The sequence below is a fragment of the Kitasatospora sp. NPDC054795 genome (assembly GCF_053611565.1).
Genome location: NZ_JBSHAP010000096.1, coordinates 12045 through 37680, shown reverse-complemented (window position 1 = coordinate 37680; position 25636 = coordinate 12045). Strand labels below are relative to the sequence as shown.

General features: G+C 74.7%; 16 protein-coding genes and 3 pseudogenes. 14 read left to right on the top strand and 5 right to left on the bottom strand.

Annotated elements, in window-relative coordinates; translation table 11 throughout:
* Positions 1-72: 72 nt before the first annotated feature.
* The 5 genes and pseudogenes from ACWGJO_RS29330 (at position 73) to ACWGJO_RS29310 (ending at position 7736) form a co-directional block, all read left to right on the top strand.
* Positions 73-1905 carry a GMC oxidoreductase gene (locus ACWGJO_RS29330; protein ID WP_452188253.1) on the top strand — a complete coding sequence of 611 codons (1833 nt, stop codon included), beginning with the start codon at positions 73-75 and terminating at the stop codon, positions 1903-1905.
* Positions 1906-2133: 228 nt separating this feature from the next.
* Entirely contained in the window at positions 2134-3828 is a 1695-nt protein-coding gene (locus ACWGJO_RS29325; RefSeq protein WP_452188251.1) for a hypothetical protein, read from the top strand.
* Positions 3829-4847: 1019 nt separating this feature from the next.
* Positions 4848-6443: a glutamine-hydrolyzing GMP synthase gene (gene guaA, locus ACWGJO_RS29320; RefSeq protein WP_380548910.1), complete on the top strand. Its 1596-nt coding sequence runs from the start codon at positions 4848-4850 to the stop codon at positions 6441-6443.
* 213 nt (positions 6444-6656) lie between these two features.
* A pseudogene (locus tag ACWGJO_RS29315) lies at positions 6657-7190 on the top strand (DoxX family membrane protein); the annotation flags it as partial.
* A gap of 42 nt (positions 7191-7232) precedes the next feature.
* Complete coding sequence (locus ACWGJO_RS29310) at positions 7233-7736, top strand: QcrA and Rieske domain-containing protein (protein WP_452188257.1); 504 nt, start codon at positions 7233-7235, stop codon at positions 7734-7736.
* 72 nt (positions 7737-7808) lie between these two features.
* Here the strand turns inward: ACWGJO_RS29310 and ACWGJO_RS29305 are convergent, their stop codons facing one another.
* Together ACWGJO_RS29305 and ACWGJO_RS29300 are read right to left on the bottom strand one after the other, a co-directional pair.
* Positions 7809-8018: a hypothetical protein gene (locus ACWGJO_RS29305; protein WP_452188249.1), complete on the bottom strand. Its 210-nt coding sequence runs from the start codon at positions 8016-8018 to the stop codon at positions 7809-7811.
* Complete coding sequence (locus ACWGJO_RS29300; protein ID WP_452188247.1) at positions 8015-9520, bottom strand: PspC domain-containing protein; 1506 nt, start codon at positions 9518-9520, stop codon at positions 8015-8017. The genes ACWGJO_RS29305 and ACWGJO_RS29300 overlap by 4 nt, the downstream gene beginning before the upstream one ends.
* Before the next feature lie 263 nt (positions 9521-9783).
* On the opposite strand from ACWGJO_RS29300, the gene ACWGJO_RS29295 reads away from it, so the two are divergent.
* The 4 genes and pseudogenes from ACWGJO_RS29295 to pcrA all read left to right on the top strand — a co-directional run bounded on the left by ACWGJO_RS29295 (position 9784) and on the right by pcrA (position 14634).
* Positions 9784-11118, top strand: a complete 1335-nt coding sequence (locus ACWGJO_RS29295; protein ID WP_452188255.1) for an ATP-binding protein — start codon at positions 9784-9786, stop codon at positions 11116-11118.
* Positions 11111-11354: pseudogene (locus ACWGJO_RS29290) on the top strand (response regulator); the annotation flags it as partial. The gene ACWGJO_RS29295 and the pseudogene ACWGJO_RS29290, both read left to right, overlap by 8 nt.
* A gap of 71 nt (positions 11355-11425) precedes the next feature.
* Positions 11426-11839: pseudogene (locus ACWGJO_RS29285) on the top strand (LuxR C-terminal-related transcriptional regulator); the annotation flags it as partial.
* A 182-nt stretch (positions 11840-12021) separates the two neighbouring features.
* Complete coding sequence (gene pcrA, locus ACWGJO_RS29280) at positions 12022-14634, top strand: DNA helicase PcrA (RefSeq protein ID WP_452188245.1); 2613 nt, start codon at positions 12022-12024, stop codon at positions 14632-14634.
* A gap of 6 nt (positions 14635-14640) precedes the next feature.
* Here the strand turns inward: pcrA and ACWGJO_RS29275 are convergent, their stop codons facing one another.
* Positions 14641-15441 carry a M23 family metallopeptidase gene (locus ACWGJO_RS29275; protein WP_452188243.1) on the bottom strand — a complete coding sequence of 267 codons (801 nt, stop codon included), beginning with the start codon at positions 15439-15441 and terminating at the stop codon, positions 14641-14643.
* Positions 15442-15763: 322 nt separating this feature from the next.
* Between ACWGJO_RS29275 and ACWGJO_RS29270 the strand changes: the two genes are divergently transcribed.
* Complete coding sequence (locus tag ACWGJO_RS29270) at positions 15764-16168, top strand: cobalamin B12-binding domain-containing protein (RefSeq protein ID WP_224285525.1); 405 nt, start codon at positions 15764-15766, stop codon at positions 16166-16168.
* A gap of 115 nt (positions 16169-16283) precedes the next feature.
* Here ACWGJO_RS29270 and ACWGJO_RS29265 read toward each other — a convergent pair whose 3' ends face one another.
* Positions 16284-17864: a DUF5691 domain-containing protein gene (locus ACWGJO_RS29265; protein WP_452188241.1), complete on the bottom strand. Its 1581-nt coding sequence runs from the start codon at positions 17862-17864 to the stop codon at positions 16284-16286.
* Between the two features lie 45 nt (positions 17865-17909).
* Complete coding sequence (locus tag ACWGJO_RS29260; RefSeq protein ID WP_452188240.1) at positions 17910-19211, bottom strand: SWIM zinc finger family protein; 1302 nt, start codon at positions 19209-19211, stop codon at positions 17910-17912.
* A 178-nt stretch (positions 19212-19389) separates the two neighbouring features.
* Between ACWGJO_RS29260 and ACWGJO_RS29255 the strand changes: the two genes are divergently transcribed.
* From ACWGJO_RS29255 to sucC, 4 genes are all read left to right on the top strand, one after another.
* A complete protein-coding gene (locus ACWGJO_RS29255) occupies positions 19390-20472 on the top strand; it encodes an ATP-binding protein (protein WP_380548889.1) in 1083 nt (360 codons plus the stop codon).
* Positions 20469-22895 carry a DUF5682 family protein gene (locus ACWGJO_RS29250; protein WP_452188238.1) on the top strand — a complete coding sequence of 809 codons (2427 nt, stop codon included), beginning with the start codon at positions 20469-20471 and terminating at the stop codon, positions 22893-22895. Before ACWGJO_RS29255 ends, ACWGJO_RS29250 begins: the two co-directional genes overlap by 4 nt.
* Positions 22896-22964: 69 nt before the next feature.
* Positions 22965-24167, top strand: coding sequence for a VWA domain-containing protein (locus ACWGJO_RS29245; RefSeq protein ID WP_452188236.1), 1203 nt, complete (start codon positions 22965-22967; stop codon positions 24165-24167).
* 281 nt (positions 24168-24448) lie between these two features.
* On the top strand, positions 24449-25621 hold the full coding sequence (sucC, locus tag ACWGJO_RS29240) for an ADP-forming succinate--CoA ligase subunit beta (protein WP_452188235.1): 1173 nt from the start codon (positions 24449-24451) through the stop codon (positions 25619-25621).
* Positions 25622-25636: the final 15 nt, after the last annotated feature.

Here is a 25636-nt window from a genome sequence, read left to right as displayed (position 1 = left end):
GGGCCCCGCAGCGCGCGCGGGCGCGGCCCGCCGCCCCACAGACAGGTTCACCCGGCGAAGGAGCGGTGGCAGATGGTGCAGTCCGGCGGTGCGGCGGAGTTCGACTACGACGTGGTGGTGGTCGGGTCCGGCTTCGGCGGTTCGGTCGCGGCGCTGCGGCTGACCGAGAAGGGCTACCGGGTCGCCGTCCTGGAGGCCGGGCGGCGCTTCGACCGGGACGAACTGCCCAGGAACTCCTGGGACCTGCCGAACTACCTGTGGGCGCCGCGGCTCGGGCTGTACGGCATCCAGCGCATCCACCTGCTGGCCAACGTGCTGATCCTGGCCGGCGCCGGGGTCGGCGGCGGCTCGCTGAACTACGCCAACACCCTGTACGTGCCGCCGAAGGCCTTCTTCGAGGACCGTCAGTGGCGCCACATCACCGACTGGCAGCAGGAGTTGGCGCCGTTCTACGACCAGGCGCAGCGGATGCTCGGGGTCCGGCTCAACCCGACCCTCACCCCGTCCGACGTCCACCTCAAGGCGGCCGCCGAGCGGATGGGCGTCGGCGACACCTTCCACATGGCGCCGGTCGGGGTCTTCTTCGGCGACGGCGAGGACGCCGGGGGCAGCTCCCGGACGGAGTCCGGGGGAGGCGCGGCCAAGGCGGCCCCGGGGGGCGAGGTGGCCGACCCGTACTTCGGCGGCGCCGGCCCGGCCCGCAAGGCCTGCGTGGAGTGCGGCGAGTGCATGACCGGCTGCCGGCACGGCGCCAAGAACATGCTCACCGAGAACTACCTGTACCTGGCCGAGAAGGGCGGCGCGGAGATCCACCCGCTCACCACGGTGGCCCGGATCCGGGAGATCGGCGGGGCCGACGGGGACCGGGGCTTCGCCGTGGACGTGCGCCGCACCGACGCGCGTTCGAAGACCGACCGGGTGAAGGCGGGCGCGCGGACCATCACCGCGGCCCGGGTGGTCGTCGCGGCCGGCACCTACGGCACCCAGTCGCTGCTGCACCGGATGCGGGACGGCGGCCACCTGCCCCGGATCTCGGAGCGGCTGGGCGAGCTGACCCGGACCAACTCCGAGGCCCTGGTGGGGGCGCAGACCACCGACCGGCGCTACGGCGCCAAGGCGGACTTCACCAAGGGCGTGGCGATCACCTCCTCGATCCACCCGGACGCCAACACCCACATCGAGCCGGTCCGCTACGGCAAGGGCTCCAACGCGATGGGCGCACTGTCCATCGCCCAGGTCAGGGGCGGCGGAACGCTCCCGCGCTGGCTGCGCTACCTGGGCAACTCGGCGCTCCACCCGGTGACCTTCGCCCGCTCGATGAACCAGCGCGGCTGGTCCGAGAAGACGATCATCGGCCTGGTGATGCAGTCGCTCGACAACTCGATCACCGTCTCGCTGAGGAAGGGCCCGCTCGGCAAGGCCCGGCTCACCTCCGCCCAGGGCCACGGCGAGCCCAACCCGACCTGGATCCCGGCGGCCGAGCGCGGCGCCCAGGCGCTGGCCGACGAGATCAACGGCTTCCCCGGCAGCACCGTCGGCGAGATCTTCGACATCCCGATGACGGCGCACTTCCTGGGCGGCTGCCCGATCGGCGACGCCCCCGGGACCGGCGTGGTGGACCCGTACCACCGGCTGTACGGCTACCCGGGGATCAGCGTGGTGGACGGTTCGGCCGTGTCCGCCAACCTGGGTGTCAACCCCTCGCTCACCATCACGGCGCAGGCCGAGCGCGCCCTGTCGATGTGGCCGAACAAGGGCGAGGCGGACCCGCGCCCGGCCCAGGGCGAGGAGTACCGGCGGGTCGCGGCGGTGGCGCCGGTGCGGCCGGCCGTGCCCGAGGGCGCGTTCGGCGCGCTGCGGCTGCCGCTGCTGCCCGTCCCGGAGGTCCCGAAGAAGCGCGGCTGAAGCCGGTTCGGCGGGCCAATCCGCCTGCGCCGGTTCCCGGTTGACAGCCGTTCGGGTCCGATGGGATAAACGGGCTCCCTGGGGCGGCCAGGAACTCGTCGAGCGGGGGGAGTGCGGGCCATGGCCAACTGCGCATCGTGCGGGGCGACTTCGGAGGAGGGGGCGCCCGCCTGCGGGTCGTGCGGCCGGCCGTTCGCGCCCCCGGCCCCGCCGTCCGTTCCGCCGCCAGTGCCGCCGCCCGGGTACGGGCCGCAGCCGGGGTACGGGCCCGCGGCTGCGGGCCCGCCCGCCCTGGGCAGCTGGGGTGCCGGGCAGTCGTACGACAGGCAGCCCGCCCTCCAGCGTCTGCTGACGGCCGCGGACTGGCGCCCGGCGGCCAGGGCGGCCGTCGCGCCGACCCTCGTCCTGCTGGCCGTGGCGCTGGTCGCGGCGGTCCCGAGCGACTACCAGTACCAGTACCGGTTCGAGGCGCCCGGCTTCGGCGAGCGCTTCGGTGCGATGCTGTCGATGACCCTGAACGCGCTCGGCGCGCCGTTCCGGCTCGCCTACCAGAGCTCGGTGGGCCGGGGCCCGGACGGCTGGACCGAGACCGTCCGGGTGCTGCCGATGACCGTCACGGTCCTGTGGTGCCTGGCGCTCTGGCTCGGCCTGCGGGCCGGGCTGCGCCGGCGCAAGGCGGCCGAGGGCCAGCTGACCCGGGGCCAGGCCGCCGCCGAGGCGATGCGCACCGCGGCGGTCCTCGCGGCGGTGAGCCTGGCGCTCGGCCTGGTCGGCGGTACGGACTGGAGCCCGGACGGCCGCGGCGTGAAGTCCGACTACTTCGACTCCCGAGGGAAGCCGGAGCTGCTGGTCACCGCGGACTCCGGCTGGCTGGAGGCGGTCGCCTGGACCGTGGTGCCGGCCGCCCTGCTGACCTTCCTGGTGTACGGCACCGACGCGCTGCGCTGGGCGGCCTGGCGCAGCCGCTCGGTGCGTGGCTGGGCGGTGGCCGCGCTGACCGCCGGCCAGGCGCTCGCGGTCTCGGTGGGGCTGTCCTCGGTGGCGGCCTTCCTGCTGGTGTCGCTGAACAGCGACGACGGGGCGTTGACCGGGGTCTCGCTGGCCTTCCTGCCCAACCTCGGCCTCGGTCTGCTCGGCTTCGGCTCGGGGGCGGGCTTCCGGACGCACACCGGTCTGTCCGGTGACGGCGGCGGCTCGTGGCGCGACCGCAGCAACGACACCGAGTTCTCCTTCCTCGACCTGCGGGACCTGGGCGCCGACTGGCGCTGGGCCGGCCTGGCCGCGCTCGTCGCGGCGGGCGTGCTCGGCTGGGCGGCGTACCGGCGGCGCCTGGACGCGACCGACCGGCTGCGCCTGGCGGCCCTGCACGCCGGGGCGCTCACCCTGCTGATGGCGCTCTCCGGGGCGCGGTTGGTGGAGACCACGTCCATGACGGGCTGGACCGAGACCGCCCGGATGGAGTTCTCGCAGGAGTCCTCGGCCGGGCTGGTGTTCCTGGGCACGCTGGTGGCCAACGCCCTCTGGGCGCTGGTCGGCGCCCTGCTGGTGCCGCCGCTGCTGGTGGCCGTCCGCGACCGGGGCGCGGGCGCGCCGAACGGCGCGGTGCCGTACGCCGAGTCCCCGTTCGCCCGTGCCCAGGGTGCCGCGCCGCACCCGGCGACGGTGCCGCCGCAGGTGCCGTACGCGACGCCGCCGCACGGTGTTCCGGCGCAGCAGGGCGGTCCGGTGCCGGGGTACGGCGATCCGGCGCGGGCCGTCGTGCCGCAGGACGCGCCGTTCGCCTCCGGGGCCGGTGTGAGCGAGGTGCTCGACTCGCACGAGGAGTGGCCCACCCCGGCCGGCGGGGCGCCGGTGCCCGGCGCGCTGCCGTCGCCTCCGGCCGAGGAGCCGGTCGACCCGAGCGTCTGGCGCAAGCACCCCTGACCCGGGCGGCCGTCGCGCTGCCGGAGACCGGGAGCGCGGTGCCGGAGGCCGGGAGCACGGGGAAAGGGCAAAGGGCCCCGCGGGGGAACGGGGCCCTTTGTCGTTCAGCACTCGGCGTCAGGGCCGCGCCGGTGCTGGGGTGACGGCGCCGGGGGAGGAGCGCCGTCGTGTCGGTCGGCTTCGGGGTGCGCCGCGCGGCTCCGGCGTGGGTGGCCGGCCGTGCGGGGCGCGCACCTCCGTGCGCGGCGGGTCGGCACGCAGGTCTGCGCCGGTCCCACGCTCACGGAGCGTGAACTGACAATCGCTGCCACCGCCCTGCGGCGCGGCTGCGGAGAATGCCGTCGCGGGCCTCCTCGGTGGGCCGTGAGGCGCCGGGAGAACCGCTTACAACGAGCATCGTGCTGGACGAGGGGCTCGCTCTGCAACCGGTTCGGCACAGTTCGGCACAGGGCATTTCCCGACGGGGCCGCCGTCGATGATCACGGTGCGTAGTGGTTCGGATGGTTGTGGCGCACGGGGACGCGCGTAGCGGCACGAGGTGGACGGGGGAGTGCGCCCGGGCGCGCACCGGAACGGACCGGGGGTGCGACGGCCGGTCCCGGGCGTCCCCGGACTCCGGCCGTCCCACCTCTCGGCCCAGTCGCGGCCGGGGTCGCTGTCCCCTGCTCGCCGGCCGCGGCACCCGCGCACGGTCCCACGGAGCCGCGCGCCCGGCGGGCCGGGCGGCGGCACCACGTGCGCCGGTGGACTGGGGTGGAGCTCCACGCGTGGTCCTGCTGCCGTACGGTTCCCCCGCGGGGGCGGGCGGCGCGTCTGGCGGACGCGGCGCGGCCGTACGTTCGTCAGAAGCAACGAACCGCGGCCCCGCCCGGTCACGGTTCATTGGACGGGCAGACGAGTGAAACCGGACAGCCCGGTAGAATCGGTGTCCAGACACCCCACACCGTCCGCCGCAGCCGCAGTCCCGCCGGGGAGGCGGCCACGCGTGACACCTCGATACCGCTGCCGGAAGGCCGTCTGTGTCCTCTGCAATTCCCGTCCAGTCCGCGCCGGACAACGACCCCGTCCTGGTGGTCGACTTCGGCGCCCAGTACGCCCAGCTCATCGCCCGTCGGGTGCGTGAGGCGCGGGTCTACAGCGAGATCGTGCCGAGCAGCATGCCGGTCGCCGAGATGCTCGCCAAGAACCCCAAGGCGATCATCCTCTCCGGTGGCCCCTCGTCGGTCTACGAAGACGGCGCGCCGCAGATCGACCGCGCGATCTTCGAGGCCGGTGTCCCGGTCTTCGGCATGTGCTACGGCTTCCAGCTGATGGCCAAGAGCCTCGGTGGCACCGTCGACAACAACGGCGCCCGCGAGTACGGCCGTACCCCGCTGACCGTCTCCCGCACCGGCTCCACCCTGTTCGAGGGCGTCCCGGCGCAGCACTCGGTGTGGATGTCGCACGGCGATGCCTGCTCCGCCGCCCCGGAGGGCTTCGCCGTCACCGCCTCCACCGACCTGGTCCCGGTCGCGGCCTTCGAGAACGACGAGGCCCGGCTCTACGGCGTCCAGTACCACCCCGAGGTGCTGCACTCCGACCACGGCCAGCAGGTCCTGGAGCACTTCCTCTACCGCGGCGCCGGCATCGCCCCGACCTGGACCACCGGCAGCGTGGTCGACGAGCAGATCGCCCTGATCCGCGAGCAGGTCGGCGACAAGCGCGCGATCTGCGGCCTGTCCGGCGGCGTGGACTCCGCGGTCGCGGCCGCCCTGGTCAACAAGGCCATCGGCGACCGGCTGACCTGCGTCTACGTCGACCACGGCCTGATGCGCAAGGGCGAGACCGAGCAGGTCGAGAAGGACTTCGTGGCCGCCACCGGCGTCCAGCTGAAGGTCGTCGACGCCGCCGAGCGCTTCCTGAACGCGCTGAAGGGGGTCACCGACCCCGAGGAGAAGCGCAAGATCATCGGCCGGGAGTTCATCCGGGTCTTCGAGCAGGCCCAGGCCGAGATCGTCGCCGAGGCCGGCGAGCAGGGCGAGTCGGTCGACTTCCTGGTCCAGGGCACCCTGTACCCGGACGTGGTGGAGTCCGGTGGCGGCACCGGCACCGCCAACATCAAGTCCCACCACAACGTCGGCGGCCTGCCCGAGGACCTCCAGTTCCAGCTGGTGGAGCCGCTGCGCAAGCTGTTCAAGGACGAGGTCCGGATGGTCGGCCAGGAGCTGGGCCTGCCGGAGGAGATCGTCCAGCGCCAGCCGTTCCCGGGCCCGGGCCTGGGCATCCGGATCGTCGGTGAGGTCACCAAGGAGCGTCTGGACCTGCTCCGCGACGCCGACGCGATCGCCCGCGAGGAGCTGACCGCGGCCGGTCTGGACCGCGAGATCTGGCAGTGCCCGGTCGTGCTGCTCGCCGACGTCCGCAGCGTGGGCGTGCAGGGCGACGGCCGCACCTACGGCCACCCGATCGTGCTGCGCCCGGTCTCGTCCGAGGACGCCATGACGGCCGACTGGTCGCGCCTGCCGTACGACGTGCTGGCGAAGATCTCCACCCGGATCACCAACGAGGTCCGCGACGTGAACCGCGTCGTCGTCGACGTCACCAGCAAGCCGCCGGGCACCATCGAGTGGGAGTGATCACTCCCGCCGGCCGCCGGGACGCTACTTCGTCCTGAGGCCGATGCCTGAACGGTCGCGCCGTCGTTCCCCTACTGGAGGGAGCGACGGCGCGACCGTTTGCGGTGCGGGCGTCGTTCTCCGGGAGGACCTCCCACCGAAAGCGGCCGGGAGCGGGCAGAATGCGGACCGGACCTGTCAGGGACTGGCAGGCGGCGAGGGAAGGTGTGAGGGATGTCGGAGGCCAGCAACTCGGTGCCGGCCGGTGGCGGCGCGGCCGGCCGGGCCGCCAGGGCGGCGCAACTGCGGGCGCTCGCGTCCACGTACGCGCTGCTGCCCCTGCGGCTCTTCCTCGGCGTCACCTTCGTCTACGCCGCGCTCGACAAGCTCTCCGACGCCCACTTCCTGGCCGGGGTGGGCGACCCGGCGTCCTTCGTCTCGCAGACCCAGGCCGCCAAGGCGGGCGGCAGCCCGATCTCCTTCCTGCTCGGCCCCGCCCTCGACCACCCGACCCTGTTCGCGCTCGCCGTCGCCTTCGGCGAGCTGGCGGTGGGCCTGGGCACCCTGCTCGGCCTCTGGGGCCGGGTCGCCGCGCTCGGCGGCGCGCTGCTCAACCTCAGCCTGTGGCTGACCGTCAGCTGGAGCGTCTCGCCGTACTACCTCGGCAACGACCTGGCCTACCTGATGGCCTGGACGCCGCTGCTGCTGGCCGGCACGCCGTACCTGTCGGTGGACGGCTACCTGGCCGGCCGGGCCGGACGGGACCGCGCGCGCGGGCTGGGCGAGGACCACGTCAAGCGCCGGGCCCTGATGGACGGCGGGATCGCGGCCGTCGCGATCGGCGGGGCCGGGCTGCTCACCGGCTCGCTGACCCGGACCTTCGGCCGGGACAGGTCGGCCGCGCCCGAGCCGTCGGCGGCCCCGGCCTCCGCCGCCCCGGCCTCCGCCGCCCCGGCCTCCGCCGCCGCGTCCGGCGCGGCCCCGGCCTCCGCCGCCCCGGCGACGGCGCCCACGGTGCCCGCCGCGAGCGTGCCGGTCGGCGGCTCGGCCCAGGTCAAGGACCCGGCCACCGGGGACGCCGTCTACATCGTCCAGCCCAAGGCCGGCCAGTACTGCGCCTTCTCCGCGGTGTGCACCCACTCCGGCTGCGCCGTGGACGCGCCGAAGAACGGTCAGCTGTACTGCCCCTGCCACGGCTCCCGGTTCGACGCCGCGACCGGTGCGGTGGTCAACGGGCCGGCGGTCAAGCCGCTGCCCAAGTACGCCGTCAGCAAGGACGGGGACCGGCTGGCCCTGGGCCCGCAGCAGAGCTGAGGGCCCAGGGCCGGTCAGGCGCGGCGCGGGACGTCCGGGGGCCTGCCCCGGCCGTTCACTCCTCGCGGCCGTTCACTCCTCGCGGTCGGGCCGGTCGCGCCGGGCCACCGCCGCGACGGCGCCGGCCAGGCCGCCGACACCGAGCACGATGAAGGTGACCGGGATGACGATCCGCCCGTTCACCGACTGGTCGTTGAGCGCCGCGACCAGGTAGAGCACCGCGAGTACGGTGAACAGCGCGCCCGCGATCAGCGAGAACAGGTCGAGCCGGTGCTTCCTCACTGCTGGACCACCTTGATGTTGCCGAGCCCGATTCCGAGTTCGAGATTGAGGGTCCCCTTGGCCGGCTGCCCGTTGGCAGGGCCGATCAGGTAGGTGTGCCGCCCCGTGCCGTCGCTCCGCTCGCCCGGGACGGTGACGTTGCCCAGGCCGATCCGGGTCACCAGGTTCACCGTGATGTCGTCCGGCACGGTGACCGTCATGTCGCCGGTTCCGAGGTCGACCTTGGTGGCGAGGGTGGCCCCCGCCGGGTCGAGCGCGGAGAGGTCGAGCCTGATCTGCCCGGCGCCCAGGTTGTACCGGTCGCGCAGGTCGGTCGCCGAGGCGACGGTCCAGGCGCGATCGCCGACGGCGTTGCGCATGGAGTCCGGCGAGTGGCCGACGAAGGCCAGGGCCAGAGTGAGCAGCAGGCCGGTCACCGCCAGCCGGCGGGCCCGGCCGAACTTCGCGCCGACCAGCAGCGTCAGGCCCACCACCAGCAGCGCGGTGGCCAGCACCGTCGCACCCAGCACCGTGGGGCCGTGGTAGTCGGCGGAGGCGGCCCAGACCGCGGCGCCCGCGCCGACCGCCAGCAGGAAGCCGAAGAAGCCGAGCGCCGAGCGCTCCCGGGGGCGCCGTACGGCGGCGGGCGCGGGGCGCCGCCCGGGGTGCTCCTTGCGCAGCGGGTCGCCCTGCGGCAGGTCGGCGCGCTGCCACCAGGGCCGGGCCGGGCCACCGGCCGGCGGTACCGGGGTGCCGAAGGGCGGCGTCGGGGTGCCGAAGGGCGGGGTGGCCGAGGAGCCGCCCCCGTACGGATTGCGCTCGGGGTGGCGGGGGTCCCACAGGTAGCCGCCGGCGCCGGGGGCCGGGCTGTCGGCAGGGCCCTTTCCGGCCCGGGCGGACTCGTCCTGCTCCGGCCGCGGCCAGCGGTAGGCCCCGGCGCTCCCGGCGTCCGCCGCGCCGCCGGTGACCCCGGTGACCCCGGTGACCCCGGTGACCCCGGCGCCCTCGGACCCGTCGGACCCCGGGAAGTGGCGGTCGTACGGCCCGCCGCCGCGGCGGTCGCGCCCCCGGCCGCGGCCCCGGCGGCGCTCCGGGTCGTAGCGCACCGCCAGGAAGACCAGGGCGGCGAGCAGCAGCAGCGGGAACATCTGGTCCCCGTCGCCCATCGAGGAGAAGAACACCCCGGTGCCGATCACGGTCAGCAGCACCGCTCCGACCGACTGGCCGTCCACCCGCCCGGTGAGCACCCGCTGGAGCTCGGTGCGCCCGCCGCGGCCCTTGGACTCGTCGTCGGTCGGGACGATCAGCCAGGCCAGGCCGTACAGGAACAGCCCGAGGCCGCCGGAGAGGCAGAGCACCACCGTGACGATCCGGAAGACCACCGGGTCGATGTCCAGGTGCCGGCCGAGGCCGCCGCAGACGCCGGCCACCACGCGGTGGTGCTCGGCCCGGGTCAGTGGCGGGCGGTCCGGTTCCGGCGGGGCGGCGGGCCCGGCCTCCTCGATGCGGGGGTCCTCGGTCATGGGCACCATCCTTCCGGCAGGGGCGGGCCCGGCCCAACCGGGTCGATCCCTGTCCGTACCCTGACTTGTCCCTGATACGCGATGGGGACACACCCTGATGCGCCCGTGGGCGCGCGCGTGGAACCATCGGTGCCGTGGCAGCCCCCGGTACCGATCCCCGACCCACCGCCCCCGACGCCGCGTCGTCGGCCGGCGCCGACCCGAGCGCGCCCGACGACGGGAGGCCGCCCTACCGGCGGCTCTACCGCAGCCCGCAGGGACGGATGCTCGGCGGCGTCGCGCACGGCCTGGCGGTGCACCTCGGGCTGCCGGTGCGGTGGGTGCGGATCGCCTTCGTCGTGCTGTTCTTCGCGCAGGGGATCGGCGCCCTGCTGTACGCCGCGTTCTGGTTCGTGGTGCCGATCGGCATCGGCGAGCCCTCGCAGCGCGGCGGCGCCCAGTGGGTGTACGTCAACGGGGTGTTCGTCCCGGCCTCGCCCGGGCTGCAGGGCGGCCTGCTGAGCAAGGGCGGCCAGGCCGGCGGCTGGGTGGCCCGGATGCGCCGGCTGCTCCAGCACACCCTGCAGGGCGAGCCGGTGGGCGCCCCCGCGGAGGGGGAGGAGGCGGCGCCGGCCGGCAAGGCCGGGCAGGGCGGCCTGGGCCAGCTCACCGCCCTGGTGATGACGGTGATCGGCCTGATCGCCCTGCTCAACGTGCTCGGCCTGCAGACCGCCAAGCCGTACACCTGGCCGCTGCTGGCGATCGGCGTCGGCGTGGCGCTGGTCTGGCGGCAGGCCGACGACTCGCGCTGGCAGCGCTGGTTCGGCATCGAGGAGGGCGAGAAGCGGCGCGGCGCCTACACCCGGGTCGGCGCCGGCGTGCTGCTCGCCGTGGCCGGCACCATCGCGCTGCTCGCCATGCAGGGCAGTGGCTCCACGCTCGGCTCGGTGGTCGAGGCCTCGCTCGCGGTGCTGGCCGGCGTGCTGGTGCTGCTGGGCCCGTACGGACTGCGACTCTGGCAGGACCTCGGGGCCGAGCGCACGGCCCGCATCCGCGCCCAGGAGCGGGCCGAGATCGCCGCGCACATCCACGACTCCGTGCTGCACACCCTGACCCTGATCCAGCGCCGGGCCGAGGACCCCAAGGAGGTGCTGCGGCTGGCCCGCTCGCAGGAGCGCGAGCTGCGGCTGTGGCTGTACCGCCCGGAGGCCGCCGCCGAGGCCGCGCCGGACACCATGGCGGAGAGCCTGCGGGCCGCCGTCGCCGAGGTCGAGGACCGGCACGGCGTCCCGGTGGAGCTGGTGATCGTCGGCGACTGCCCGATGGACGAGAGGATCGCGGCACAGATGCAGGCCGCGAGGGAGGCGACCGTCAACGCGGCCAAGTACGGTGGCGGGGGACCGGTCCAGGTCTACGCCGAGGTGGAGGGGAGGACGGTGTCGGTGTTCGTCCGCGACCACGGCCCCGGCTTCGACCCCGACACGGTGCCCGAGGACCGGATGGGCGTACGGGAGTCGATCATCGGCCGGATGAAGCGCAACGGCGGCACCGCTCGGGTGCGGCCGGCGGCGGGCGGCGGCACCGAGGTCGAGTTGGAGATGGAGAGAGCGGATGACTGAGGCAGCTCCGGAGCGTACTGCGCGGGTCGTGCTGGTGGACGACCACCGGATGTTCCGGACGGGGGTCAGGGCCGAGATCGGCCGTACCGAGGTGACCGGCATCGACGTGGTCGGCGAGGCCGACGACGTGGACTCGGCGGTCCGCGTGGTCGCCGAGACCAGGCCGGACGTGGTGCTGCTCGACGTCCACCTGCCGGGCGGCGGCGGCGTCGAGGTGCTGCGCCGCTCGGCCGGGGTGATGGGCGAGGGGTCGGGCGGCGCGGCGCGCGGCGCCTCGGACAAGAGCGGTGGCGAGCGACGGGAGGGCGTGAAGTTCCTGGCGCTGTCGGTGTCGGACGCCGCCGACGACGTCATCGGCGTCATCCGCGGCGGCGCGCGCGGCTACGTCACCAAGACCATCACCGGCACCGACCTGGTGAACGCGATCTTCCGGATCGCCGACGGGGACGCGGTGTTCTCGCCCCGGCTGGCCGGCTTCGTGCTGGACGCCTTCGCCGCCACCGACACCCCGCCGGTGGACGAGGACCTGGACCGGCTCACCCAGCGCGAGCGGGAGGTCCTGCGGCTGATCGCCCGCGGCTACGCCTACAAGGAGATCGCCAAGCAGCTCTTCATCTCGGTGAAGACGGTCGAGAGCCACGTCTCCGCGGTGCTGCGCAAGCTCCAGCTGAGCAACCGCCACGAGCTGACCCGCTGGGCCACCGCCCGCCGTCTGGTCTGAGGCTCTGAGGCCCTGAGGCTCTGAGGGGCCGAGGCGCCCGGCGACCGGTCCGGGGCGTCCGGCGCCCTCGAAGGCCGGTGCGGGCCCGTCCGACCGGCCCGCACCGGCCCGCACCGGCCCGCACGGCCCGGTCGCCCGGGGCGGGCGGGCTTGTCGGCGGGTGGCCATAGACTCGATGTGCCATGAGTAGCCTCTTTGACGACCTTCCGCTCCCCGGTTTCGAGGCACCCGCCGCCGGGTCGAAGCAGCCCGCCGCTCCCCTCGACGAGGAGCCCCCGCCGTACGACGACGACGTTCCGTACGACGCGTACGAGGAGGCCATCCCGGACGGGCTGTTCGGGACCGACCACTCCGCCGAGGCGGAGCGGGACGCCTGGTACCGCAACGGCGCCGCGCGGACGGTGGTGGACCCGGCGCAGCTGCTGGAGGGGATGAACGACCCGCAGCGCGAGGCGGTGCTGCACGCGGGCTCGCCGCTGCTGATCGTGGCCGGCGCCGGCTCGGGCAAGACCCGGGTGCTGACCCACCGGATCGCCCACCTGCTGGGCGCCCGCGGGGTGCAGCCGGGGGAGATCCTGGCGATCACCTTCACCAACAAGGCGGCCGGCGAGATGCGCGAGCGCGTCGAGGCGCTGGTCGGCCCGCGCGCCCGGGCGATGTGGGTCTCCACCTTCCACAGCGCCTGCGTGCGCATCCTGCGCCGCGAGTCCAAGCAGCTGGGCTTCACCTCCAGCTTCTCGATCTACGACTCGGCGGACTCGCAGCGGCTGATGTCGCTGGTCTGCCGGGACCTCGACCTGGACCCGAAGCAGTTCCCGCCGAAGTCCTTCACGGCGAAGGTCAGCAACCTCAAGAACGAGCTGATCGACGAGGAGACCTTCGCCGACCAGGCCGCCAACCCGATGGAGAAGAAGCTCGCCGAGGCGTACGCGCTCTACCAGCGGCGGCTGCGCGAGGCCAACGCGCTGGACTTCGACGACATCATCATGACGACGGTGAACCTGCTGCAGGCCTTCCCCGACGTCGCCGAGCACTACCGGCGCCGGTTCCGGCACATCCTGGTCGACGAGTACCAGGACACCAACCACGCCCAGTACATGCTGGTCAGGGAGCTGAGCGGGGGCTCTGTCGCGGCCGCGCCCAGGCGCACCGCGGACGGCGACCTCGTGAACCCGGCGGCCGGGCGGCTCGCCGAGGTGCCGCCGGCCGAGCTGTGCGTGGTCGGTGACGCGGACCAGTCGATCTACGCCTTCCGCGGCGCGACCATCCGCAACATCCTCCAGTTCGAGGAGGACTACCCGAACGCGACCACGATCCTGCTGGAGCAGAACTACCGCTCCACCCAGACCATCCTGAGCGCCGCCAACGCCGTCATCGAGCGCAACGCCAACCGCCGCGAGAAGAAGCTGTGGACGGCCGGCGATCACGGCGAGAAGGTCATCGGCTACGTCGCGGACGACGAGCACGGCGAGGCCCAGTTCATCGCCGACGAGATCGACCGGCTCACCGACAACGGCGAGGCCAAGCCCGGCGACGTCGCGATCTTCTACCGGACCAACGCCCAGTCCCGCGTGTTCGAGGAGGTGTTCATCCGGGTCGGCCTGCCGTACAAGGTGGTCGGCGGGGTGCGCTTCTACGAGCGCAAGGAGGTCCGGGACGTCCTGGCGTACCTGCGGGTGCTCTCCAACCCGGAGGACACCGTGCCGCTGCGCCGGATCCTCAACGTGCCCAAGCGCGGCATCGGCGAGCGGGCCGAGGCGATGATCGACGCGCTGGCCGCGCGGGAGCGGATCTCCTTCGCCCGGGCGCTGGTCCGGGTCGACGAGGCCTACGGGATGGCCGCGCGCTCGGCCAACGCCGTTAAGAAGTTCAACACCCTGATGGCCGGGCTGCGCCAGGTCGTCGAGTCGGGCGCGGGCCCGGCGGCGGTGCTGGAGGCCGTCCTGGAGGAGACCGGCTACCTGGCCGAGCTCCAGGCGTCGACCGACCCGCAGGACGAGACCCGGGTGGAGAACCTCCAGGAGCTCGCCTCCGTCGCCCTGGAGTACGAGCAGGACCCGGGCGAGCGGCCGGACGGCGACGCCGAGGGCACACCGCCGGTCGGCTCGCTGGCCGACTTCCTGGAGCGGGTCGCGCTGGTCGCCGACTCCGACCAGATCCCGGACGACGACGAGAACGGCCAGGGTGTCATCACGATGATGACCCTGCACACCGCCAAGGGCCTGGAGTTCCCGGTGGTCTTCCTGACCGGCATGGAGGACGGGATCTTCCCGCACATGCGGGCGCTCAACCAGGTCAAGGAGCTGGAGGAGGAGCGCCGGCTCGCGTACGTCGGGCTCACCCGGGCCCGCGAGCGGCTGTACCTGACCCGCTCGGTGCTGCGCAGCGCCTGGGGGCAGCCGGCCTACAACCCGGCCTCGCGGTTCCTGGAGGAGATCCCGGAGACGCTGGTGGAGTGGAAGCGCACCGGGGCGGCGCAGGCGCCGGTCCAGCGCGGCTTCTCCTCCGGCTCGTCCTGGGGCAGGTCCTCGTCCGGGGGCGGCGGTTCGCGGTCCTCGTCGACGGCGGCCGCGCCGAAGGCGGGCTGGGGGCAGTCGGCCCGGCGCGGCGGCCGGACGGTGGAGCGCGAGGCCGTCTCGCTCGCGGTCGGCGACCGGGTCACCCACGACAGCTTCGGGCTGGGCACGGTGATGGCCGTCACGGGCGCCGGCGACCGGGCGCAGGCCACCGTCGACTTCGGCGCCGAGGGCCGCAAGCAGCTGCTGCTGCGCTACGCGCCCGTCGAGAAGCTGTAGGGCGGCTCAGCGCGGGTCCAGCCCGTTCGCGAGGAACCAGGGCAGCGGGTCGATCGGTCCGCTGCCCTGCGGCCGGATCTCGAAGTGCAGGTGCGGGCCGGTGCTGTTGCCGCTGGTGCCGACGAAGGCGATCACGTCGCCCTGCTTCACCGGGCCCTTGCGCACCTTGTACGCCCGCAGGTGGCAGTACCAGGCCTCGGTGCCGTCGGGCATCTTGATGATCGTCATGTAGCCGTAGAACGGGTTCCACTGGGTGCGCAGGGTGCCGTCCGTCACGGCGTAGACCTCGGAGCCGCCGTCCACCGGGAAGTCGATGCCGGTGTGCCGGTTGGCCCAGTGGGTGCCGGCCTCGCCGAACTGTTCGCCGAGACCGTGCCGGGCGACCGGCATGACCACCTTGGGCCTGACCGGCTCGGGCGCCGACTCGGCGGTGGGCTGCGCGGTGGGGGCCTCGGTGGGCTGGGCGCCGGCCAGCGGCAGGCGGGCGTCGCCGCGCGAGGCCTGGGTCGGCGCGCCGGCCGCGACCGCCTGGGCCGCCACCTGAGCGGCGGTGGTGTCCGGGGCGTTGTCGGCCGCGCTTCGCGGCACCTGTCCGGCGGCCTGGGTGCGCTGCTGGTCGGCCTCCCCCTGCACCGTGATCGCCGCCGCCGCGGCCACCCCGAGCGCGGCCACCGACGGCAGCGCGACCCGCAGCAGCGCCGTCCGGGTGGCCGCCCTGGCGGCGCCGCGGCGCTGGGCACGGGACTGCTCGCGGGCGGCGAGGCGCAGCTCCGCGCGGGTCGGACGGGCGGCTGCATCGGGAGCCATCGGGGGCTGCCTCCTCGGTGGGCCTCGGACGTCGTCGGGCGGGGGAAGACAGCGGTGACTGTAGCTCCCTGGCCGACGCCCCGGAAAAACCTCCGGATGTCAAGGGGGCGGCCGGGGGGTCTGTGCGGAGGTTGCGGGGAGGATGGGCAGGCCCGCCGGCGGCAAGGGCCGGAGCTGTGACTTTGCCCTCCTCTTGGGAGGTGGCACGGTCAACCGTGCCGGGTGGCGCTAACCTCCCCTCAGGTTGGTTATTGACCGTTAACCGCGACGGCGGCCCACGAGGCCCGGTCGGATGGTGGACGACGACGTCCAGGAGGCAGTCATGAGTGTGTCGGGGCCGATCCGTGTGGTGGTCGCCAAGCCCGGGCTCGACGGTCACGACCGTGGTGCCAAGGTCATCGCGCGCGCCCTGCGCGACGCCGGTATGGAGGTCATCTACACCGGACTGCACCAGACGCCCGAGCAGGTCGTCGACACCGCGATCCAGGAGGACGCGGACGGCATCGGTCTGTCCATCCTCTCCGGCGCCCACATGACGCTGTGCGCGCGGGTCCTGGAACTGCTGAAGGAGCGCGACGCGGAGGACATCAAGGTCTTCTGCGGCGGGATCATCCCGGACGAGGACATCGCCGAGCTCAAGGCGATGGGTGTCGCGGACATCTTCACCCCGGGCACGCCGACCCGCGACGTGGTCGCCTGGGTCGAGTCGAACCTGCGGGCCGGCTGAACCACCGCGCGTCGAGCGGGCCGCCCCTCCCCGGGGCCGGCCCGCTCCGCCGTTCCAGGGCCCGGAAAGCCCCGGAAAGCCCCGGGCCGGCCCGTCGGCTCCGGCAGCCCCCGGCTCAGCCCGCCAGCTCCGCGAGCATCGCCGCCCGGAAGCGCAGGGTGCCGGCCAGCCGGGCGAAGGTCTCGGACCACGCGGAGTCCGGGGCGGCCCCGGCGGCCAGCTCCTCCACGGCGGCGGCCGTCTCCGGGGCGAGCGCGCGCTCCGTCATCCCGAGCACCCCGCTGTGGCTCCACGGGTACGCCCCGGAGGCCGCCGCCCGGGCCAGGGCGGTCACCACGGCCGTGGACAGCGGCGGCGTCCACGGGGTGGCGCAGGCGCCGAGCAGCTGGAAGGCCTCGCCCAGCCCGTGCGCCGTGATGAACGCCGCCGTCCAGACGGCCCGCTTCTCCGGCGGGAGGACGGCCAGCAGCTTGGCCGGTGCGCCGGTGGCGCGCGCCGCACGGGCCCGCGCACCGCGCCCGGACGGGGCCGGGCCGAGCAGCGCCCGCGCCCAGTCGGCGTCCTGCTGGCGGACGGCGGCCCGCGCCCAGGCCTCCCGCAGGTCGTCGGCCCAGCTGCTGCTGGTCTCGTCGATGCTGTCGCCGACCCGCAGGGCAAGCAGCTGCTCGGGCGTCAGCCCGGTGCTCTCCGGCCAGAGCGACAGCGGCGCGGCGGCCACCACCTCGCCGAACCACCAGGCCCGTTCGCCGCGCCCGGTGGGCGACTTGGGCGCGATCCCGTCGCGCTGCATCTGCGCGTCGCACTCGGCGGGCGGGGTGACCAGCAGATGCGTGCCGGTGCCGGCGAGCCGGACGGCGGCCCGCGCCCGCTCGGCCATCCGGCGGGCCAGGGCCGAGCCGGGCAGGGTGGAGAGCAGTTCGGCGGCGGTGGCCCGGACGTTCTTGCTGCGGTCGCCGAGGGCGGCCTCCAGGAACGGTTCGTCGGCGGGGGAGAGGCCGTCCTGGAGGGCGTCCAGGAAGAGCAGGCGGTCCTCGGCGCGCTCGGTCGACCAGGTGCCGCGCAGCAGTTCCAGACCGGCCGCCGGATCGCGCCGGCGCAGCAGCGTGAGATGGGTGACCCGTTCGGCGAACAGGCCCTCGTGCCAGAGCCGGTCGTCCGTCGGCTGCTGCGGCAGGTCGGGGGCGGCGGTGCGCAGCACGAACCGCCAGTCGGGGTTCTGCTCGGCCAGCCAGCGGCCCGGCGGACCGGCCAGGGCCACGGCGTCGGGGCGCAGTTCGCTGCGGGCGCGGGCGGCGTCGAGCAGTCCGGGTATCAGCGCGGCGGGCGGGCGCAGGCCCCGGGCCCGGGCGGTGGTGAGCCACTGCGGCAGCAGCTCGGCCAGGTTGGCCAGGGTGCCGCCGCCGCTGCCGGCCCGCCCCGAGAGCAGGACGGCCAGCCGGCGGGCGGCCGGCTCGGGCAGCTCCGGGCGGGTGTCCTCGGCCGCGGGCGGCCCGGGCGGCCCGGCGGCCGGTACGGGCAGCGCTCCGGCCCGGCGGCGGACGGCGGCCAGCGCGGCCAGCTCCAGCAGGGCGGTGGCCGGATCGCTCCGGTCCACGGCGTCGGCGAGCGGCAGGGCGGTGGCCGGGAGCGGGCGGCGGTCGGTGCCGAGCAGGGCGCTGGTGTGCAGGGTCTCCCACGGGTCCTGGGTGATCGTCATGCCGGGTTCTCCTGGGGCGTGTCTGGGGCGTGTCTGGGGCGCGCCCTAAGCGTTGGTGAGGCCGACCGGGCGTCGGCCGGCGGCCCAGGCCGTGACCGGGGCGAAGCCCTGGTGGCCGTACTCGCCGAAGACCGTCAGCGGGCGGCCGGTGGAGACGGCGGCCAGCCGCCACAGGGCCGTCTCCGGGACGGTCGAGGCACGGACCGGCACGGTGTGGTGGCCGTCCGTCAGGAACCAGCCGTCCGGGGTGCGGACCGGGACGACGTCGCCGAGTACGGTCGGCCGGCTCTCCAGCCACGGGTCGTCGGCGACGGCGGTGCCGTAGCCGGCCACCGCCTCGGCGACGGTGAGCCCGGCGGGCGGTTCGGCGGGGCCCGGCTCGGGAGCGCCGTAGCGCTCGCCGAGGGTGGCGCGCAACGGGTGGGCGCCCGGGTGGTAGGCGAGGTCGGCCTCCACCAGGCGGCCGGTGGGCAGGGCGAGGGCGGGGGCCTGGCCGGTGCGGCCGAAGGAGAGCAGCAGCGCCGGGCGGCCGGTCTTGGCGCCGCGCAGCCAGATCCGGCGGGTGATGAGCCGCTCGTCCGAGGTGTCGCGGCTGCCGAGCACCAGCCAGCGGTCGCGGACGGTCGGGCCGGCCAGCACCTCGTTGCTCTCCACGGTGTAGCCGACCCGGGTGCGGACGGTGGCGGCCAGCTCGGCGGGCAGTTCGTCCAGCCGGGTGGCGGCGGTGGCGAGCAGGTGCAGCATCGCGTACTCCTCCAGCAGCCGCTCCTGCGGCAGCGCGTCCAGTTCGCGGACCCGGGCGGCCAGGCCGGGGGCCTGTGCGTCGACCATCCGGGCGGCGACCTCCTCCCAGGGCCCGGCGGTGGACCGGTCGGCGAGGCCGTGCCGGATCCGGTCGGCCAGCCGCAGCCGCAGCTCGGCCGCGCCGGCCGCGACCCGGGCGCCCCGCCGCTCGGCCCGGCGCCGGGCGCTCTCCGGATCGACGACCTGCTCCTTCACGCGCTTCTCGGCGCGCTCCTGGCGGGACGTGAGCCATTCGGCCACCCAGTCGGCGGGCTTCCCGGCCGGGACGGCCTGAGGGGTTCCGCTCCACAGCAGGAGGAGCCCGAGCGCGTGCTTGCACGGGAACTTCCGGCTGGGGCAGCTGCACTGGTAGGCGGGCGTGGCGAGTTCGATCGCGGTGCGGTACGGCGTGCGGCCGCTGCCCTTGCACTCGCCCCACAGCGCGGTGCCGTCGGTGCCGGTGCCGGACCACGGCGCGGGCGCGGACAGCTTGCCCGCGGCCTTCTGCGAGGCGGCGTCAGGTGCCAGGGACAGGACGTGTTCGGTGCTCCAGCGTTCCTCCATGCGACCGACCGTAGGCGGCGGCACTGACATCGGCTGACGGACCGTCCGGGGCCCCGCCGGGTTGTCAGTGGCTCGGTGCAGGGTGGGTTCCACAGGCCGGGACGCCGACCTGGCTCCCCCCGATCACCCTTGCGCCCGGGGCACCCGTGTGCCCGGCGGCAGACCCGAAGGAGCCCCCATGACCGACGTTCTGCGGCAGCACGCCGAGGACGCGTTCGCCGGCGAACTGGCCGCGCTGGCCGCACAGGACGACCGTCCGCGTCCCGAGCGCTGGAAGCTCTCGCCGTGGGCCGTGGCGACGTACCTGCTCGGCGGCGAACTGCCCGACGGCACCCGGATCACCCCCAAGTACATCGGCCCGCGCCGGGTCGTCGAGGTCGCCGTGACGACCCTGGCGACGGACCGCGCGCTGCTGCTGCTCGGCGTGCCGGGCACCGCGAAGACGTGGGTGTCCGAGCACCTGGCGGCGGCGATCAGCGGCGACTCCACGATGCTGGTGCAGGGCACCGCCGGCACCCCCGAGGAGGCCGTCCGGTACGGCTGGAACTACGCCCAGCTGCTCACCCGCGGGCCCAGCCGGGACGCCCTGGTGCCCTCGCCGCTGATGCGGGCGATGGCCGAGGGCAGGATCGCCCGGGTCGAGGAGCTCACCCGCATCCCGGCCGACGTGCAGGACAGCCTGATCACCATCCTGTCGGAGAAGACGCTGCCGATACCGGAGTTGGGCTCCGAGACGCAGGCGGTGCGCGGCTTCAACGTCATCGCCACCGCCAACGACCGCGACCGCGGCGTCAACGAGCTGTCCAGCGCGCTGCGCCGCCGCTTCAACACCGTGGTGCTGCCGCTGCCGGGCTCGCTGGACGAGGAGGTCGACATCGTCACCCGCCGGGTCAACCAGCTCGGCCGCTCCCTGGAACTGCCCGAACTGCCCGGCGGCGCCGAGGAGATCAGGCGCGTGGTCACCGTCTTCCGGGAGCTGCGGGCCGGGATCACGGTGGACGGCCGGACGAAGGTCAAGACCCCGAGCGGCACCCTCTCCACCGCCGAGGCGATCTCGGTGGTGACCAACGGACTCGCGCTGGCCACCCACTTCGGCGACGGCGTGCTGCGCGCCGGGGACGTGACGGCCGGCATCCTCGGCGCCGTCGTCCGCGACCCGGTGGCGGACCGGGCGGTCTGGCGAGAGTACGTCGAAGGGGTGGTGCGCGAGCGCGACGGCTGGAAGGACTTCTACCGCGCCGCCCGTGAGGTGGGGGCATGACGGCGCCCGAGGTCGCCCTGCTGGGCATCCGCCACCACGGCCCCGGCTCGGCCCGGGCGGTCGCCGCCGCGCTGGCGCAGTGGCGGCCGGACGCGGTGCTGATCGAGGGACCGCCGGAGGCCGACGGCATCGTCCACCTGGCCGCGGAGAAGGACCTGGTCCCGCCGGTCGCGCTGCTCGCCCACGCGGTGGACGACCCGGCGAAGGCCGCCTTCTGGCCGTACGCCGAGTTCTCCCCTGAGTGGGTGGCGATCCGGCACGCCGTGGAGCACGACCTGCCGGTCCGCTTCATCGACCTGCCCGCCGGGCACGGCTTCGCGCCGGCCCCGGAGGAGGACGCGGAGGGGACGGCCGAGGAGGGGACGGCCGTCGAGGGCACGGCCGCCGAGGAGGAGGACGCCGGGCCGGTCGCCGATCCGCTGGCGCTGCTCGCCGAGGCGGCCGGGCACGACGACGCGGAGCGCTGGTGGGAGGACGTGGTCGAGCACCGCGCGCCCGGCGACGACGCGCTGGCGCCGTTCGCCGCCGTCGCCGAGGCGATGGGCGCGCTGCGCGAGGAAGGCCTCGGGGAGTCCCGCCGGGACCTGCTGCGCGAGGCGTACATGCGCCAGCAGATCCGCGCCGCCCGCCGCGCCGGGCACCGCAGGATCGCCGTGGTCTGCGGGGCCTTCCACGTCCCCGCGCTGGAGCGGATGCCCACCGTCGCCCACGACCGGGCGCTGCTCGCCGCACTGCCGAAGAAGGTGCGGACGGACATCACCTGGGTGCCGTGGACGCACCGCCGGCTCTCCCAGGCCACCGGTTACGGCGCGGGGGTGCAGTCGCCCGGCTGGTACCACCACCTGTTCACCACCGACGGTGACCCGGTGCCGCGCTGGCTCACCCGGGCGGCCGACCTGCTGCGCGCCGAGGACCACCCGGTCTCCTCCGCGCACGTGATCGAGGCGGTCCGGCTGGCCGAGACCCTGGCCGTGCTGCGCGGCCGCCCGCTCGCCGGGCTGACCGAGACCCTGGACGCCGTGCGCGCGGTGCTCTGCGAGGGCTCGGACGTCGCCCTGGAGCTGGTCCGGGACCGCCTGGTGGTCGGCGACGCGCTCGGTGAGGTCCCGGACGCCGCACCGGCGGTGCCGCTCCAGCGCGACCTGACCCGGTTGCAGCGCTCGCTGCGGCTCAAGCCCGAGGCCGCGCCGAAGGACGTCGACCTCGACCTGCGCAAGGACACCGACGCGGCCCGCTCCCGGCTGCTGCACCGGCTGCGGCTGCTGGGCGTGGACTGGGGCGTGCCCGCGCGCTCCTCGGTGAACTCGACCGGGACGTTCCGGGAGAGCTGGCGGCTGTGCTGGCAGCCCGAGTTCGCGGTCCGGATCGCCGAGGCCGCCCAGTGGGGCACCACGGTCGAGGAGGCCGCGGCCAACAAGGCCGTCGGCACCGCCCGCGCCGCCGGGGAACTCGCCGAGCTGACCGGCCTGGTGGAGACCTGCCTGCTGGCCGGGCTGTCCGGCGCACTGCCCGCCGTGATGCGGGTGCTCGCCGACTGCGCGGCGCTGGACACCGACGTCGCGCACCTCGCGGGCGCGCTGCCCGCACTGGTCCGCGCGCTGCGCTACGGCGACGTGCGCGGCACCGACCACGGCGCGCTCGCCGAGGCGGCCGCGGGCCTGGCCGAGCGGATCTGCGTCGGACTGCCGTCCGGCTGCGTCGGCCTGGACGCGCAGGGCGCGGAGGCGATGCGCGGCCGCCTCGACGAGGTGCACGGCGCGATCGGCCTGCTGGCCGCCGACCCCGGCGACGCCACTACCGCCGGCATCACCGCGGCCGACACCACGACGGCCGGCACCACCACCGCCGCCGCCGCCGGCACCGCGCCGGACCCGGACGGCCTGGCCGGCCTGGCCGACCGCTGGGCCGCCGCCCTGCGCTCGCTGGCCCGCCGCGAGCCGGCCGGCGGACCGGCCACCGGCGCCCCCGGGCTGCTGCGCGGCCGGGCCGTGCGGCTGCTGCTGGACGATGGCCGGCTCGACTCCGCGGAGGCCGGCCGGCGGCTTCGGCTGGTGCTCTCCGCCGCCAACGCCCCCGCCGACGCGGCCGGTTGGGTCGAGGGCTTCCTGACCGGCGGCGGTGCCCTGCTGCTGCACGACCCGCGGCTGCTCGCCCTGCTGGACGAGTGGCTGACCGGGGTGAGCGGCGACGCCTTCACCGACGTCCTGCCGCTGCTGCGCCGCACCTTCGCCGGACTGGAGGCGGGCGTGCGCACCACCATCGGCGGCCGGGTCGCGGCCGGCCCGCTCGGCGAGCCGCCGGCCGTCGAGGCCGCGGCCGGTGAACTGGACCGGGCCCGCGCCGACGCCGCCGTCCCGGTGGTGGCCCTGCTGCTCGGGATCCGCCCGAGGATCCCCCGGCAGGCCGCCGGCCGCGACACCTGACACCCGCCGCGGTGGCACCCACCGCACCGAACGCCTGCCCCACCGCAGGACCCGCTGAAGGAGGACGAGATGGCAGCGCCCACGACCGACGAACGGCTGCGCCGCTGGCGGCTGGTGCTCGGCGGCGAGGCCGACGGCACCGGCTGCGCCCTGCGCGGCCGCGACGCCGCGATGGACGGCGCCCTCGCCGCGCTCTACCGCGGCGCCCCCGAGGAGGGCGCCCGGGCCGGGCGCACCGGCCGCCGCGGTGCCGGGCTGGGCGGCTCGGCCCCGCAGGTGGCCCGCTGGCTGGGTGACATCCGTGAGTACTTCCCCTCCACCGTGGTGCAGCTGATGCAGCAGGACGCGATCACCCGGCTCGGCCTGGACCGGCTGCTGCTGGAGCCGGAGATGCTGGAGGCCGTCGAGCCGGACGTGCACCTGGTCGGCACCCTGCTGTCGCTCAAGCACGCGCTGCCCGAGACCACCCGGGAGACCGCCCGGGCGGTGGTCGGCAAGGTGGTCGCCGACCTGGAGCGCCGGCTCGCCGACCGCACCCGGGCCACGCTCGGCGGGGCCCTCGACCGCAGTGCCAGGGTCAACCGTCCCCGCCACCGCGACATCGACTGGGACCGCACCATCCGGGCCAACCTGAAGAACTACCTGCCCGAGCACGGCACCGTCGTCCCCGAGCGGCTGGTCGGCTACGCCCGCGCCCAGCGCGCCGTGAAGAAGGACGTCATCCTCTGCATCGACCAGTCCGGCTCGATGGCGCCCTCGGTGGTCCACTCGGCGGTCTTCGGCGCGGTGCTCGCCTCGATGCGCACCCTGGACACCCGGCTGGTCGTGTTCGACACCTCGGTGGTCGACCTCACCGAACAGCTCACCGACCCGGTCGACGTCCTGTTCGCCACCCGGCTCGGCGGCGGCACCGACATCAACCGCGCCCTGGCCTACTGCCAGTCGAAGATCACCCGGCCCTCCGAGACCGTCGTGGTGCTGATCAGCGACCTGTACGAGGGCGGCATCCGGGACGGCATGCTCAAGCGGGTCGCCGCGATGAAGGCGGCCGGCGTCCAGTTCATCGCCCTGCTCGCGCTCTCCGACGAGGGGGCCCCGGCGTACGACCACGCGCACGCCGCCGCCCTGGCCTCGCTCGGCGCGCCGGCCTTCGCCTGCACCCCGGACGCGTTCCCGGAGATCATGGCGGCGGCGATCGAGAAGCGCCCGATCCCGCAGAGCCTGTTCGAGGGGGCCGCCCAGGGGGGTGAGGGATTCACCCGAACGCGCTAATCGGACCGATCGGTGGACCGGCCACCCACCCCGTCCCTCCCGGGCATTCTGTGACGGTTCTCACCCATGCCGGGCAGGCCCCGGGCGGAACAGTCCCGTCCCGCGGGGATAACCTGCCAGACGGACGTGACGCGCGTGTTGATTGACGTGTGCGCCCGTGGCTGTGTGGGCCGCAAGGCCGTACCTCTGCGTACCCGCACCGCCCCGACGACCCGCAGCGAAGATCCTGCCGTGGCACGCTCGTAGAGACACAATCCGCGACCACGAACAAGGACAAACACGTGGACCTGTTCGAGTACCAGGCGAGGGACCTCTTCGCCAAGCACGGCGTGCCCGTGCTTGACGGCGATGTCATCGAGACCGCCGCAGACGCTGCCGCCATCGCGGAGCGCTTCGGCGGCCGCGCCGTCGTCAAGGCTCAGGTGAAGGTGGGTGGCCGAGGCAAGGCCGGCGGCGTCAAGCTCGCCGCCGACCCGGCGGACGCCGTCGCCAAGGCCGAGCAGATCCTCGGCATGGACATCAAGGGCCACACCGTTCACAAGGTGATGCTGGCCCAGACCGCGGACATCAAGGACGAGTACTACGTCTCGTTCCTGCTGGACCGCACCAACCGCACCTTCCTGGCCATGGCCAGCGTCGAGGGCGGCGTGGAGATCGAGGTCGTCGCCGAGCAGAACCCCGAGGCGCTCGCCAAGATCCCGGTCGACGCCAACGAGGGCTGCACCCCGGAGAAGGCCGCCGAGATCGTCGCCGCGGCGAAGTTCCCGGCCGAGGTCGCCGACCAGGTCGCCGACGTCCTGCAGAAGCTGTGGACCGTCTTCATCAAGGAGGACGCCCTCCTCGTCGAGGTCAACCCGCTGATCAAGTCCGGTGAGGGCAAGATCATCGCGCTCGACGGCAAGGTCTCCCTGGACGAGAACGCCGAGTTCCGCCAGCCCGAGCACGAGGCCCTGGAGGACAAGGCCGCGGCCAACCCGCTGGAGGCCGCCGCCAAGGCCAAGGGCCTGAACTACGTCAAGCTCGACGGCCAGGTCGGCATCATCGGCAACGGCGCGGGCCTCGTCATGAGCACCCTCGACGTGGTCGCGTACGCCGGTGAGAACCACGGCGGCGTCAAGCCCGCCAACTTCCTCGACATCGGTGGCGGCGCCTCCGCCGAGGTCATGGCGAACGGCCTGGAGATCATCCTGGGCGACCCCGACGTCAAGTCGGTCTTCGTCAACGTCTTCGGCGGCATCACCGCGTGCGACGCGGTCGCCAACGGCATCGTGCAGGCCCTCGCGCTCCTGGAGGGCAAGGGCGAGAACGTCACCAAGCCGCTGGTCGTCCGTCTGGACGGCAACAACGCGGAGCTGGGTCGCAAGATCCTCGACGACGCCAACCACCCGCTGGTCCAGCGCGTGGACACCATGGACGGCGCCGCTGACCGCGCCGCCGAGCTGGCCAACAAGTAAGGAAGGGGACTTAAC

Bases quoted from the DNA above. Each gene is read 5' to 3' on its own strand.
- ACWGJO_RS29255 (WP_380548889.1), top strand. From the start codon at position 19,390: ATGACCGACGTTCTGCGGCAGCACGCCGAGGACGCGTTCGCCGGCGAA.
- ACWGJO_RS29330 (WP_452188253.1), top strand. From the start codon at position 73: ATGGTGCAGTCCGGCGGTGCGGCGGAGTTCGACTACGACGTGGTGGTG.
- ACWGJO_RS29295 (WP_452188255.1), top strand. From the start codon at position 9,784: ATGCTCGGCGGCGTCGCGCACGGCCTGGCGGTGCACCTCGGGCTGCCG.
- ACWGJO_RS29260 (WP_452188240.1), bottom strand. From the start codon at position 19,211: ATGGAGGAACGCTGGAGCACCGAACACGTCCTGTCCCTGGCACCTGAC.
- pcrA (WP_452188245.1), top strand. From the start codon at position 12,022: ATGAGTAGCCTCTTTGACGACCTTCCGCTCCCCGGTTTCGAGGCACCC.
- ACWGJO_RS29245 (WP_452188236.1), top strand. From the start codon at position 22,965: ATGGCAGCGCCCACGACCGACGAACGGCTGCGCCGCTGGCGGCTGGTG.
- ACWGJO_RS29275 (WP_452188243.1), bottom strand. From the start codon at position 15,441: ATGGCTCCCGATGCAGCCGCCCGTCCGACCCGCGCGGAGCTGCGCCTC.
- ACWGJO_RS29250 (WP_452188238.1), top strand. From the start codon at position 20,469: ATGACGGCGCCCGAGGTCGCCCTGCTGGGCATCCGCCACCACGGCCCC.
- ACWGJO_RS29265 (WP_452188241.1), bottom strand. From the start codon at position 17,864: ATGACGATCACCCAGGACCCGTGGGAGACCCTGCACACCAGCGCCCTG.
- ACWGJO_RS29300 (WP_452188247.1), bottom strand. From the start codon at position 9,520: ATGACCGAGGACCCCCGCATCGAGGAGGCCGGGCCCGCCGCCCCGCCG.
- ACWGJO_RS29310 (WP_452188257.1), top strand. From the start codon at position 7,233: ATGGACGGCGGGATCGCGGCCGTCGCGATCGGCGGGGCCGGGCTGCTC.
- ACWGJO_RS29270 (WP_224285525.1), top strand. From the start codon at position 15,764: ATGAGTGTGTCGGGGCCGATCCGTGTGGTGGTCGCCAAGCCCGGGCTC.